General features: G+C 43.5%; 11 protein-coding genes and 1 pseudogene. 3 read left to right on the top strand and 9 right to left on the bottom strand.

All coding sequences use genetic code 11. The features are described 5' to 3' along the window. Both C6H00_RS00175 and secA read right to left on the bottom strand, forming a co-directional pair. Positions 1 to 470 (bottom strand): annotated as a pseudogene (locus tag C6H00_RS00175) (ABC transporter permease); the annotation flags it as partial. After that, positions 467 to 3,049, bottom strand: coding sequence for a preprotein translocase subunit SecA (gene secA, locus C6H00_RS00170; RefSeq protein ID WP_104749048.1), 2,583 nt, complete (start codon positions 3,047 to 3,049; stop codon positions 467 to 469). The gene secA and the pseudogene C6H00_RS00175, both read right to left, overlap by 4 nt. A 78-nt stretch (positions 3,050 to 3,127) precedes the next feature. Between secA and lolA the strand changes: the two genes are divergently transcribed. Then, positions 3,128 to 3,643 (top strand): LolA-like outer membrane lipoprotein chaperone, encoded by a 516-nt coding sequence (lolA, locus tag C6H00_RS00165; RefSeq protein WP_104749047.1) that lies wholly within the window; start codon positions 3,128 to 3,130, stop codon positions 3,641 to 3,643. Here lolA and C6H00_RS00160 read toward each other — a convergent pair. From C6H00_RS00160 to metG, 5 genes are read right to left on the bottom strand one after another with little or no spacing between them, the layout of a single operon-like run. Further along, positions 3,637 to 4,764, bottom strand: a complete 1,128-nt coding sequence (locus tag C6H00_RS00160; protein WP_104749046.1) for a glycosyltransferase — start codon at positions 4,762 to 4,764, stop codon at positions 3,637 to 3,639. The genes lolA and C6H00_RS00160 overlap by 7 nt on opposite strands. Further along, complete coding sequence (locus tag C6H00_RS00155) at positions 4,764 to 5,183, bottom strand: PaaI family thioesterase (RefSeq protein WP_104749045.1); 420 nt, start codon at positions 5,181 to 5,183, stop codon at positions 4,764 to 4,766. Before C6H00_RS00155 ends, C6H00_RS00160 begins: the two co-directional genes overlap by 1 nt. Positions 5,184 to 5,185: 2 nt before the next feature. After that, positions 5,186 to 5,986 carry a tRNA 5-methoxyuridine(34)/uridine 5-oxyacetic acid(34) synthase CmoB gene (cmoB, locus tag C6H00_RS00150; RefSeq protein ID WP_104749044.1) on the bottom strand — a complete coding sequence of 267 codons (801 nt, stop codon included), beginning with the start codon at positions 5,984 to 5,986 and terminating at the stop codon, positions 5,186 to 5,188. Further along, complete coding sequence (locus C6H00_RS00145; protein WP_233704324.1) at positions 5,973 to 6,917, bottom strand: hypothetical protein; 945 nt, start codon at positions 6,915 to 6,917, stop codon at positions 5,973 to 5,975. Before C6H00_RS00145 ends, cmoB begins: the two co-directional genes overlap by 14 nt. 5 nt (positions 6,918 to 6,922) lie before the next feature. Beyond that, positions 6,923 to 8,770: a methionine--tRNA ligase gene (gene metG, locus C6H00_RS00140; RefSeq protein WP_104749042.1), complete on the bottom strand. Its 1,848-nt coding sequence runs from the start codon at positions 8,768 to 8,770 to the stop codon at positions 6,923 to 6,925. A 48-nt stretch (positions 8,771 to 8,818) separates the two neighbouring features. Here metG and C6H00_RS00135 point away from each other — a divergent pair, with 48 nt between their 5' ends. Next, a complete protein-coding gene (locus tag C6H00_RS00135) occupies positions 8,819 to 9,985 on the top strand; it encodes a class I SAM-dependent methyltransferase (RefSeq protein ID WP_104749041.1) in 1,167 nt (388 codons plus the stop codon). A 9-nt stretch (positions 9,986 to 9,994) separates the two neighbouring features. Here the strand turns inward: C6H00_RS00135 and C6H00_RS08600 are convergent, their stop codons facing one another. After that, positions 9,995 to 11,089, bottom strand: a complete 1,095-nt coding sequence (locus C6H00_RS08600) for a glycosyltransferase family 10 domain-containing protein (protein WP_233704327.1) — start codon at positions 11,087 to 11,089, stop codon at positions 9,995 to 9,997. Positions 11,090 to 11,204: 115 nt separating this feature from the next. After that, the gene (gene selA / locus C6H00_RS00120; RefSeq protein ID WP_104749040.1) at positions 11,205 to 12,530 is read right to left on the bottom strand and encodes an L-seryl-tRNA(Sec) selenium transferase; all 1,326 of its coding nucleotides are present in this window, start codon (positions 12,528 to 12,530) and stop codon (positions 11,205 to 11,207) included. 62 nt (positions 12,531 to 12,592) lie between these two features. On the opposite strand from selA, the gene C6H00_RS00115 reads away from it, so the two are divergent. Further along, positions 12,593 to 13,585 carry a hypothetical protein gene (locus C6H00_RS00115; protein WP_233704323.1) on the top strand — a complete coding sequence of 331 codons (993 nt, stop codon included), beginning with the start codon at positions 12,593 to 12,595 and terminating at the stop codon, positions 13,583 to 13,585. Positions 13,586 to 13,643 lie beyond the last annotated feature (58 nt).

Here is a 13,643-nt window from a genome sequence, read left to right as displayed (position 1 = left end):
TGGGCTAAAGTCTTACCCATGATGATGTGAAAAGGATTGCTCTTAAAAGATTCGATTTGTGTTGGGGAAAGCCCCTTTTTTAAAACGCTATTAAGCTGTAATTCCTTATCAATGTCTATGCCAAATAACATGCCCCCACTCACCATGCCCTGCGAGCGCACCACTACTTGGGCTTGCAAATAGGGGCTAAAGCGCAAGTTGGGGAATTTTTTCTCTAATGCGTTTAAAGTGCCCTGTGAGATGCCTGCATAGCTAGTTGTGTAGAGAGTGAGCGGGTAGTTCATCACAAAAAGTTTATCCTCAAATTCCTTACTCATGCCATTCATGATTGCCATCGCGACAATCAAGACCATCACACCCACTGCCACCCCAAAAAAGGCTAAAAGGGCGGTGATACTGATAAAGGGCTGGTTTTTATCAAAGCGCAGATAAGCGCGCACCAAAAAGGAGATCAAGGCATGGGCTTTCATTCCGGTTTAGCAAAAATCCCTTTTTTTGGTCCGCTTTTGGCATGGCAGTGCTTGTATTTCTTCCCGCTCCCACAATAACAAGGAGCGTTTCTAGCAATGCTTTTGGGGGTATTTTTAGATTCCATCTCCCAGTTGCTCAAACCCAATTCAATGTCAGAATCATTAAAATTAAGCTCTTCTTGCGCTTCCTCTAAATCTGTAAAGTAGCGTTCTGTCTCCTCGTGGCTGCGCGCGCCTAATTCTAGCTTATGGAAGGTTTTGATTGCTTCTAGTTTAATGGAGTCGATGAGCTCTAAAAAGAGATTATAACTTTCTTTTTTATACTCCACTAAGGGGTCTTTTTGGTTATACCCTCTTAGACCTATACCGGTTTTGAGATTGTCCATCGTGTAGAGGTGTTCGCGCCAAGCGTTGTCTAAAATTTGAAGATAAATAATGCGCTCAATCTTGTTGCGATCCTCAATATCTTGCATCTTGATTTCGTATTCTTCCTCTAACGCTTCCACAATAAAAGCTTCCAAGCCACCTAAACTAGCATCCTCAAGAGATTCAAAACTAAGACGGGCATTAAATTCCTCTTGCAAAATATGGGCGATGTTCTCCAAATCTTGCTTACTAAACTCTTGAGCTTCAAAGGCTTGTTGAGCCTCTAAGATTTTCATCACGGCATATTGGCGATTCTCTTGAATGCGCACACTAATATCACAAGTTTCATCTAATAATTCGTTGCGGAATTTATAAACCGTCTTTCTTTGCTCATTGGCCACATCATCGTATTCTAAGAGATGTTTACGGCTTTCAAAATGCAGGGCTTCGACCTTTTTTTGAGCGTTCTCCACAGAACGGGTTACTAGCCGCGACTCGATAAACTCCCCGTCTTTAAGACCCAATTTCTCCATCACCCCCTTAATGCGATCGCTTCCAAAAATACGCAACAAGCTATCTTCTAAACTCAAGTAAAATTGGCTCACCCCGGGATCTCCCTGCCGCCCGCTACGCCCCCTAAGCTGGTTATCAATACGCCTGCTCTCATGCCTCTCTGTGCCAATGATATACAGCCCGCCTAAAGCCTTGATCTCTTCGCTCAGTTTAATATCCACCCCGCGCCCAGCCATGTTAGTAGCAATGGTTACCGCCCCCTTAAGTCCGGCATCTTTGATAATTTCAGCTTCTTTAGTGTGTTGCTTGGCATTAAGCACCGTGTGAGGGATGCGCTCTTTTTGCAACAAGGCATGCAAGACCTCGCTTTTTTGAATGCTTGCCGTGCCCACTAAAACCGGTTGCCCATTGGCGTGCAATTCTTTAATTTTAGCCACCACCGCTTCAAATTTTTCTTTCTCACTTTTATAGATGAGATCGTTTAAATCCTTGCGCTGAATGGGCAAGTTTGTAGGCACAGAGACCACCTCTAAATTATAAATCTCTAAAAACTCGCTCGCCTCTGTTTGTGCTGTGCCCGTCATACCCGCTAATTTTTCATAAAGTCTAAAATAGTTTTGAAAAGTGATGTCAGCTAGGGTTTGGGTTTCCTCTTTAATCCCTACTTTTTCTTTAGCCTCTAGGGCTTGGTGTAAGCCCTCACTAAAACGCCGTCCCTCGCTCAAGCGTCCGGTAAACTCATCTACAATCACCACCTCGCCATTAGCTACCACATAATCTTTATCTCGGGCAAAGAGATAATGGGCTTTTAAAGCCTGATCTAAATGGTGGGAGAGGATCGCATTTTCTAGGCTATAGAGATTATCCACGCCAAAAAGCTCTTCAGCCTTCTTAATGCCCTCCTCACTAATGAGAATCACGCGATTTTTCTCATCAATGCTAAAATCCTGCCCAGCTTGCATGTTTTGGGCAACCTTGTCAGCCCGCTCATAATTTTCCATGCGCTTATTCACAGGCCCAGAGATAATGAGCGGGGTGCGGGCTTCATCAATCAAGATCGAATCTACCTCATCGATAATGGCAAAGACATGTTCTTTTTGCGCCCTTTGCTCTAGGGCGTATTTCATGTTATCGCGTAAATAATCAAACCCAAATTCATTATTTGTGCCATAGACAATATTGTTAGCATAAACCTCTAGGCGCGCTTCATCGGCAATTCCAGCTGTTACAACCCCCACGCTATAGCCTAAAAAGTTGTAAAGAGGTTCCATTTCCCTGGCATCGCGCTGTGCCAAATAGTCATTCACGGTAACCACATGCACGCTGTGCCCACTTAGCGCATTTAATGCCACTGCTAAAGTAGCCACCAAAGTTTTCCCCTCGCCTGTTTTCATCTCAGCGATCTTGCCCTCATGCAAGACCATCCCCCCAATGAGTTGCACATCAAAATGGCGCATGCCCAAAATGCGCTTAGAGGCCTCGCGCGTGATTGCAAAGCTCTCAGGTAAGACCTCTTGTAAGGTCTTTTCCTCATTTCTGACTTGGGTTTTTAAGTCTTCAAATCGGGATCGCAGTTGCGTATTATCCAGTGCTTGGATTTCTGATTCTAGGGCGTTGATTGCCACCACGCGTTTTTGATAGACCTTAAGGGCACGCTGATTCTTAGTACCGATAATTTTACTTACAAGGCTTTTAATCATGTTCACCACTCACTATTTGCGTAAGCAAGGATTTTAACAAATTTTTATACAATCGCGCCTAAAAGAAAAAGGGGCTCTATGGGTTGGGTTTTGGCCTTTTGCTTGAGTGTGGTAAGTCTTTGGGGAGTGGAGTTGCATGTCAAAACTCTCAAAGCGCATTTTAAACAGGTGGTTATGGGCGAAGGTCCTATTAACCCCGTTTATGAGGGGGAGCTCTTTGCCAAGATTCCTGATGCCGCTAAATGGGTTTATGACAAACCCTCTAAAAAAGAGATTTATATGCGCGATAACCATGTCGTCGTGTATGAACCCAGATTGATGCAAGCCACCCTTGCTAAACTAGATCAATCTTTGGATTTATTTACTATTCTTAAAAAGGCCAGGTTACAAAAAGACGGCCGCTATAAAACCAAAGTCAAAGGCACAACCTATTACTTCACTCTGCAAAACCAGCTCCCCCATACCCTAGAATTCAAAGACAAACTTCATAATAAAGTAGAAATCACTTTTAGTGCTATCAAAACCGACATGCCCCTAGAAGACTCCATGTTTGTGTTCACTCTGCCTAAGGGTGTGGATTTAGTGCGTCAATAAATCTTTTTAAAATCCTCAATCGCCTCCTCATACATCACTATAGCTTGCTTAATCGCCTTATCTAGGGTGTAGTGTGTGGCATTTTGTACATAGCGATCCTCTGCTTGCAAGCGTTCTTCTGGGTGATCTAGCCACCAATCAATTTTATTAGCTAAATCTCTAGGATCGTTGGATTTAAACAAAGAGCGATCGTCTAGGGCAAATTGATTGGTCGCGCTGATCTTGCTATCTGAGATAATGGGTACAATCCCACAAGCCATCGCCTCCAAACACGCGATTGCCTCCCCCTCTACATCGGCAGTGTGCACATACAGATCGCATTGATAAAGCAATTTCACAAGCTCGCTAGGTTCTAAAAAGCCAAAATCTACCCGGTGGGCCAATTTGCTCGCATGCTTTTGCAAAGAGGCAAGCTGAGGTCCCTGCCCCTTGAGATGTAATTGGATTTGTGAAGCATGTTTGCTCAGATGAGTAGCCTCTATGAGCACCTGTTGGTTTTTTTCTGGAGAATAACGCCCAACCATCGCAATATGATAGAGATCATCACTCTTAGTGTTGTGAGGACGGGGAGCATACATAGGATCAAAGCCATTTGAGATAGTGTATTTCTTCCCTCCATAATTATGTTTAACTAGCTCGGCCTTGATAAAAGGTGAAGGGCAGTGGATATGTGTGAGGTGCTGATAATAACTTTGTTTAAACCACCAAAAAATAAAGCGGTTAAGCCAACCTAGATTTTGTAATCCCATATTGTAGGTAATATGCTCAGGCTGAAGGTGAAAAGCTCCTACAAAAGGAATCTTCATCGCGCGCGCTACCTTAATTGCCACTTTTTCTAATTTAAAAGGTAAAAAAAGATGCACGATATCCGCTCCTTCAAAGGCTTGGTGCAAAATTTTTTCATGGGGCTTGCCAAAGAGGATATGTTGCTTGTGTGCCAATTCTGTCACTAAAGGAATATAACGCTCTTTGAGAGCATAAAACTCTTCTCCCTGCACAAAAGGGGCAACCACGCGCACGCTATGCCCATGTGCCTTTAAAGCCTTATAAAAACGCGCAGCGGTCATGGAAGTCCCATTGCTCTTATTCTCAAAACTATCCACAACCAAAACAATAACCACTAATTCTCCTTAAAATTAAACTTAAAAGGGCGTTTTTCAAAGACTAAAATCTCAAAATCTCCATCAAAAACCTTGATCTCCATAAACTCCCCCTCTACGCGCACGCTAGATTTTTTGGAGCTAGTGTGCGTGATGGTGGCATTAAAATAGATTTCTTGTTTGAGCTCAATGGGAGCTAGGATATTGACTTTCATTGAAGAGATCAAACTATTCTTTTTATTGAGCGCGCACAGGGCTGCAAAACTCGCCGCACCCACAATAAAACCCGCATGCACCACATCTTCTTCACAAAGCATAAATTCCTTAGGAGTCAAACAAACCGTGGCTTTGCCCGACCCAAAAGAGATCAATTCTGCACACAGATTTTGATCTAGTTTAGCACAAACTAAAAGTCCTTCATCTAGGGGAGTGTCTGCCATACTCATCCTTTTGTCAAAATAAAATACCCTCTACAAGGGGCAGGATAACCCTCCACACTCCTAGAAGTATCAGCGGAATCTAAAAAAGATTCCAGACTCAAACCCTCAATCCAAATTGTTTTGTGTTGCTCTTCTAAGGTAGTTAGGCGTTTTGTGAGCATAGCACAGCTAGTAAAACCGGCTTTAAAAGCCCAATTCTCTAAAGCCTTAGGGCTTGGAATAAAAAAAACATTGCTCATTTTAGCATAAGTGCGCGGGCACAAAGCGATCTCTAGGGGACTCTCATAAATAAGAGTATCCAAGACCAACACCCCTCCTTTTTTCAAACCCATGTGCAAGGCTTTAAGCGCATTATGCGGGTCTTTGCGATGATAGAGCACGCCTAAACAAAAGATCGCATCAAAACGCTTAGAATAGGCGCGCAAGTCCTCTACTCCCAAACTTTCATAAGTGATAGGAAGTTTTAAGAGATTATTAATGAAGTCAAATTGGCGTTGATACAGCGCACTAGGATCAAAGCCAGTTAGACTCTTAGGATTTTGCTTAGCCATGCAAAAGAGATGGTAGCCATTATTGCAACCCACATCAGCGACATCCTTATCTTGCAAGGACACCACGCCTTTAAGAATCTCCCATTTAAAATCACTGCGCCACTCGCTATTAATTTTAAAGCCTCGATCGCCTTGTTCAATCATAAAAGGACCTTTGCGCCAAGGTCGCAAACTCCAAGCTTCTTCATAAAGATCGCGCTCAAAATCCTCTACAAAAATGCGAATGCCCGCTTCAATGCTAAAACTCGTCAAATAAACTCTTTGAAGTGTGTTTAAATGTAAGCAGATGAGGGATGTGTACATCACCAAAGATCAAGCCTAGAGAAAAGGGCTGATGCAATAAAGTTTTGAGATGATCTAGGTCCTTATAGATATGGCAGGGAGTGTCTAGGGGCATGGGGCTAAAGATTTGCAGCATATGCCAGGGGGCTAAATTATGGATATACTCTAACAAAGCTTGCAGACTCTCCACCTCTAGCCCGCCAACTAAAATCTTATGCCCTTGCGCACTGGGTTCTAGGGCATCATTGACATAAAAGGGGCGCATCAAGGCTACACTTCCTAAGTGTTCTAGGCGCGCTTCTAACCCGAGCATTTCACAGGCAAGCAAGGCCTGCGCCAAATCAGGGGCGTAAAAACTAGGTAAATGGAGGTCTAGGCGTTGATCTTTATAGAGAATACTCAAAGAGAAAAGTTGTTCTAGCAAGATATTAAAGGGCTGATGTGTTGGCAAGGTGATCTCTTGTTCAAAATAGCGTTTTAGTTGGGGATTGTAAAAGATCACATGACCCATTTGATCTAAATCAAGATTTAAAAGTTCCACTTCTGCGCCCTCAAAAAAAAGCACCTTTGAATTTTCTGTAATTTTAGAGAGGATTATAAAGGTGGCTTTGGACACATAGAGCGCGCAAACGCCCAAGAGATGGTAGCGCAACAATCTAAAGAGGGCTTGATCCAAATTAGAAACATAAATCCAAGCGATCTCAGCATCGCTAATTTCTACACTTTGATCGTATAAAACTCCATACGCTCCATTTTCTATTGCCGCTTGAATGTCTTGAGATTGCAGGGCTAGAAAAAGCGCGCCCTTTGCTCTCTTTGGGTTGGTCGTAGCGTGCGCAAAGGCGCGGATATAAGGCGTGCTTTGAAGCACCCCCCTAGTGATCTCTACTACCTCAGCCACATACACTAGCTAATAGAACTCCCCTCTTTAACCGCGCTACAAGGGGCGATGAGGTGCAAGCCTTCTTGATCTTGTGCGCTTAGAATCATCCCTTCACTCACCACGCCCAACATTTTTCTAGGCTCTAAATTCAACACTGCACAAACCTGCTTACCCTCTAAATCTTGGGGTTGGTAGTGTTTGGCAATGCCTGATAAAATGGTGCGCGTGCGATCTCCAAAATCTACTTTCAATAACAAGAGTTTATCACTTCCTTGAAGCCTTTCTGCCTGCAAAACGCGCCCCACGCGCAAATCCAACTTTTGAAAATCCTTAATACAGATGGTAGGCATGCTAGAAGCTGGGGCGGGGGCAGGGGTTTTAGGGGGCTCTTGGCGGGGGAAGAGGGGCGGAGTTTTTTCTAACACAAGGGAGAGGGGCTTTTGCTCACAGATCGCACTAAAGCCTTTAGGACTCAATTCCACACCCAGCAATGTGGCTAATTTTTGCGCACTCTCTGGGATAATGGGGTAGAGATAATAGACAGATTTAGCTAAAAGCGTAGCTATCAAACCCAATAACGCCATGATCTTTGTTTGATCTTGCATTTTCCAAGGCTCTGTGCGCGCAATTAAGGCGTTCGCACCCTCAAAGACCTTCCATAAATCCTCAAGGTATTTATGCGGTTGCATCGCCTCCATATGCCCATCTAAGGGGGCAAAAAGCGCGTGCAAAGTTTCATAGTCTTCTTTGTAGTGCTCAAGAGTATGAGTGCTTTGCACACGCCCCTCAAAATAACGCCCCGCCATTCCGCTCAGTCTTTGCACCAAATTGCCCAGCGTATTGCTCAAATCTGCATTAGCGCGGCGCAAAAGGGCTTCTTGGGAGAAATCCCCATCTTGTCCTAGAGGCACTTCTCTTAAGAGAAAATAACGCAACACATCCTTGCCATAGGTTTGTGCTATGCTTTGAGCACAGAGCACATTGCCAATACTCTTACTCATCTTCACCCCCTCAATGGTCCACCACCCATGCACGCACAGATGTTTAAAAAGAGGGAGTTCTAAACTCATTAAAAAAGCGGGCCAATAAATGGCATGGAAGCGCAAAATATCCTTGCCCACGACATGGATTGCGTGATCAAAATAGCCCATTTTCCCCCCATTAGGGTAACCTAGCGCGCTCACATAGTTTAGCAACGCGTCCAACCACACATAGACAACATGTTTGGGATCGTTGAGTTTTTTAGGTAACTTGATCCCCCATTCAAAACTTGTGCGCGTAATAGAAAGATCGTGCAAGCCCTGTTCAATGAAGCGCAAAACTTCATGGGTTCTATAAGTGGGCAAAATCGCCTTAGGATTTTCAGCATAGAAGTCTAAGAGGCGATCTTGATACTTGCTCAGGGCAAAAAAATAGCTCTCCTCTTCTAAGATACTTGTTTCTCTCTGGCAATCTGGACAGCGCGCCTCCCCAGTTACAAAGCTCTCACAGCTCACACAATAAGCACCCTTGTAAGTGCCCTTGTAAATATCTCCGCGTGCTAGCATCGCCTCAAAGGCATGTTGCACGGCAAACATATGAGAGTCATCCGTGGTGCGGATAAAATGATCATAATCAATCCCAAAAAAATCCCATTGACCGCGAAATTTAGAGCTGATCTTAGAGGCGTATTCTAAAGGACTTACTTGGTGTTTGGCCGCACTTTGAGCGATCTTTTGCCCATGTTCATCGGTGCCGGTGAGTAAAAAAACATCATCGGTGCGCAAGGCGTAATATTTTTTAAGCATATCCGCAATAAAGGTTGTGTAAGCATGTCCTAAGTGCGGGACATCATTGACATAATAAATAGGCGTGGTGATGAGTTTTTGCATGCACTTCCTTAAGTCTAAAAGCTTATAATAGCATAAAAGGATATGCAATTGTTAGCCAAGATGTTATTAAAATCCAAGCTCAAAACCTTTAAAAACGGCGATTACCGCGTGATTTTTTGGGATAAAGAGGTCTATGTCAATGGCACAAAAACCCCAAAATTTACCATCAAATTTAACCGCAAACTCAAAAGAAGCGACATCAAAAAGGACATGTCTTTAACTATCGCTGAAGCCTATATGAATCAAGTCATTGACATAGAGGGGTCTATAGATGAGTTAATGCATGTTCTTTATTTGCACACTAATTACACCCATTTGCACAGGCATGATGGCGCGCTTCCCATCCAAACCTCTTCTAAAGAGCGTGCCAATATTCAGAGCCATTACGATTTAGGCAATGATTTCTACCGACTTTGGTTAGATGATACCTTAAGTTATTCCTGCGCCTATTTTAAGACCCCTCAAGACACCCTCCATCAAGCCCAGTTAAATAAAATCGATCACACTTTAAAAAAACTCGATCTCAAGCAGGGGGAGAGACTCTTAGATATTGGTTGTGGCTGGGGTTATCTCTCTATCCGTGCCGCGCAAGAATACAATGTCAATGTCGTGGGTATTACTATCTCTGAAGAACAATTTAAAAAAGCTAGCCAACGGGTAAAAGATATGGGGTTAGAGGATAGTGTTACCATCAAATTACTCAATTACCAAGATTTAGATGGCATGCATGAACGCTTTGATAAAGTTGTGAGCGTGGGTATGTTTGAACATGTGGGCAAGGAGAATCTTCCCTTTTATTTTAAAAAGGTGAAAGAAGTTTTAAAAGTGGGAGGGACTTTTTTACTACACTCTATCTTATGCTGTTTTGAGGGCACTACTAATGCTTGGATTGATAAATACATTTTCCCGGGCGGGTATCTCCCCTCTCTTAGAGAGGTGATCTCTATCACAGCTGAGAGCGATTTTCACTTAGTCTTTGCTGAGAGTTTGCGCCTGCATTATGCCAAAACCCTAGATATTTGGCTTGAGAATTTTCACCAGCACCAAAGTGAGATCACTAGCATGTACGATGCGCAATTTGTGCGGATGTGGGAGCTCTACCTTAAAACATGCGCTTCGGCTTTCCGCGTAGGTAGCGTGGACATTTACCAACTTCTCTTCACCCACAGCGTGGATAATAACATTCCCTTAACCCATGAGTATATTTATCAATGAATGTTCCACTCAATGCCTTAGAAAACCAAGCCAATTTCTGAGCTTTAGTTTCATATTAGTACGAAACCTGTTGAGCATTAGTTGTAGATGTTCACCCTCAGTGCACGATTCTAGTATGTCGTTGCGACTTGGAGGTCGGCGTGCGTACATGCTGTTACTAAGCACATTGATCTGCTCGTGGTAAATATGTGGGCTTTCAATGGCATTGACTAAAAAATTTAAGATAGCATTGAAACTTAAATTGTTGTAGAATTGTGGCTTACCCTCTATAGTGTTGAGCGGGTGGGCGTGCAACATTTCTAAATAGGCATTATCATGGGTGTCCAAATAGCGCACAAAATCGATCGCCTCAGCCAAACTATCAAAATCATGCACATTCACAAAACTTTTAGGGTTAAAATCTAAATGCACGGACGGATTGCCCCAATAAATGGGGATGGTGTGGGCAAAATAGGCATCCACGATCTTCTCAGTGGTGTAGCCCATCCCCAAAGAGTTTTCAAAGCACAAATTGAACTTGTATTGGGCTAAAAAGTCATGTTTATTAGATACGGGTTTTCCTATAGTGTTAAACACTCTCCCACCCCCAGCCACAGGGCGATACTCGTTGAGTTGCTGGTAAAAATTATTGCGCATGGGGGCTCCCCAGTTGGAAGCCACAAAACTAGCAAACTCTCGTTCAAGAGGATTTTTCTGTTCTCTAGCTAGGGCATCTAAATGAGGGTATTTGTCAGCAAAAGAAATTTTAGTGCATGTGGAGTTAAGGGGTAGATGGAGTGTCAAAGGAGAGTGTAGCATCTCGTGCGCTCCATCCAGTCTAAAAGGAGGATTAGACGCATGAGTAACAATGTGCAAGAACCAATGGAGAGACTGGTAATAAAGAGGCACGCGCAAATAGCGATCTCCAAACTCCAAATGATCAAAACTCATGGCAAAGTCGTAGACATTAAAATCAATGCGCTCATTTTCTCCCATAAACACAAGACGCTTTTTGGGATTAGTCAAGGCTTGGTACAACTCTTCTAGTGTTCTATGGTGCACTCCAAGGAGGCAATCATAATCCGCCTTTTTATCAAACGAGACATTATATTGGTGCTGGAAAATGTCATAAAAAAACCACCCCTTAAAATCATTTAAATCGCGATACCATTGTAAGTCTAAATTTAAAGGCTTTTTGTGGGGGGGGGGGGGGGTAGCTTGGTGCTCTCAACAAAGGCATCTAAGAGGGGTTGGAACATGAAAAACCTTTATAAAAATTCTCTAAAACTTCTTGCACGCAACACACCAGTGCGCGCATGTCTTTTTCAAAAAGCGCGTAGACATCTAGCACCACGCAATCAGAGCGCACCACTCCAGCCACGCCCCTTTTATAGAGGGCATGATAAAGGGCTTTGCAATCTATATTAGCTTGTATTTGCACCCCAAAACTCTCTAAATCTTCCATCTGCACGCCCCCGCCTACACGCGCCTGCGTGGGGATCACAAAGGCTTTTAATCCGGTTATCTGACTTAAAGCGCGGTGCAATTTCAAAGCTTTATTGAGCAAAGCGTCTTTATCTTGCTCTAAAAAAGCCTGCAAAGGGGTTTTTTGCCCTTGTAAATAGCCTTGTAAGCTCTTGGTGAGTAAAAAAAGCGTGATTTTATCCACCCTAAAGGCGCGATAAAGCGGGTGTGTGCGCAGAACTTCTATACATTCTCTTCCCCCTAGCACAATCCCAGCTTGCACACTTCCTAGTAACTTATCCGCACTAAAGCTCAATAAATGCGCGCTCTTAAGGGCTTTTTTAGTGTGCTCAACGCTTTGCACACTCCCCAAGTCCTCATAAAAGACAAGGCCTTTTTCTTGGGCTAGAGCAAAAAGAGATTTGGAAGACGCGCTAGCTACAAACCCCTGCATAGAAAAATTGCTCCAATGCACGCTAGCAATTAGTGCGCTGGCATCGCTGCAAGCATTCTTATAATCGCGCAAATAGGTTTTATTGGTGCTACCCACCAGTTTAAGATGAGTCACACTCTCTAAGAGTTCATGCGCTCTAAAACCTCCCCCAATTTCTACCAACTGCCCATAAGAGAGCAAGGTTTGTCTGCGCTTAGATTTAGGAGCAAATGCGCTCGCCACCAACACCAACGCGCTGGCGTTGTTATTCAGAATGAGCGCATCCGGGGCGTTAAAAAGTGCTTTTAAGAGATTTTGCGCCTGAAAAGCGCGCTCAAAACGCATAGCGCGCTCCAAATCCACCTCCAAATCCACATAACCACTTAAAATTTCTAGCTCTCTAAGCGCGCCACTCTCCAAAGGCGCGCGTCCTAAATTGGTAGAGAGCAATACGCCGGTTGCGTTATAGACTTTTTTAAAAGGGGGGGCTAACAGGGCTTCATAGCGCGCTTGGAGCGCATCACACCACTGGGCTAAGTTTTCATAAGCGTATTGAGTTTGCCGACACTCCTCCAGTAACTCATTAGCCAAAGCCTTTAGAATTGCGCGATCGTAGCCCGTAAAACAAGGGGTATTTAACAATGTGTGCATAGCGGGTAAAGATTGCATAAGGGTATTGTAACCAATTTTTTAAAACCCTCTGCTACAATACCCCCTTTTGGAGCGTCCCCATGCCCTACATCCACAACACCCTTTTTACTCCCTACACTTTAGAGCAGGAATTGCCTAAACTCTATCATTTTGAGCAGACAAAAGAGCAAGCTAAAGCAGTCTTAGAAAAAATGACAGCCCTCAAGTTGCAAAACTTTAAAACCAGCAACGAACACCAGTTTGAAGATGGCTTCATTGCTAAGGTCTTAGAACTCTTGGGCTGGGAGTATCTACGCCAAGAAGAAAAGAGCATTCAGGGCAAATTAGAAAAGCCAGACTTCTTACTCTTTGCTAGCCCAGAGTTAAAACAAGAATACCAAGCCCTCAACAAAGCAGAAAGATACGCCAGCAACGCCTTTTTCAGCGTGATCTGTGAGAGCAAGGCATATAGTGTAGAAGTGGATAATAAAAAAATCACCCACAATCCCCATTACCAACTTTTAGACTATCTCAATGCCCTAAGACATAATTACGGCTTTTTAACCAATGGGAGGGTGTGGCGTTTTTATGACGCGCGTAAGCCCACCTATAACAAAGTCTTTTTTGAGATCAATTTAGAACTCATCTTGCAGACCCAAGACTTAAAGCATTTTCTCTACTTTTACCATCTCTTTAACGCCGCCAACTTCCTCTCTCAAGAGGATCAAGCCCCCCAAATCAGTGCCACACTCCAAGCCAACGAGCAACACAAGAGCGCTGTTGAAAAAGATTTACAAAATCTCATCTATGGCACAGAGGGCTATGACTTCTCTTTATTTGAAGACATCGGCAAAGCCCTATACGCACGCAACCCTGATGCAAAACTAGACAAGATTTATCAAAACACCCTCTATTTTCTCTTTAGATTACTTTTTATTGCCTACTTTGAAGACAAGTTTGAGGACACGCTCAAAGAGCACATTTGTTTTAAAGACTATTTGAGTGTCCGCAAATTGCTAAAAATGTTAGGCGATAGAGATAATAGTTATGTGGGTATGGGGCGAACTCGAACAACTCTTTGCCATCTACAATGAGGGCAATGAGAATTACGCCATGCCCTTGTTTGATGGCGGACTCTTTGAGCCTGAAAAA

This window comes from Helicobacter cynogastricus (assembly GCF_900197855.1).
In the GTDB taxonomy this organism is placed as follows: Bacteria; Campylobacterota; Campylobacteria; order Campylobacterales; family Helicobacteraceae; genus Helicobacter; species Helicobacter cynogastricus.
This window is presented reverse-complemented; position numbering and strand designations above follow the sequence as displayed.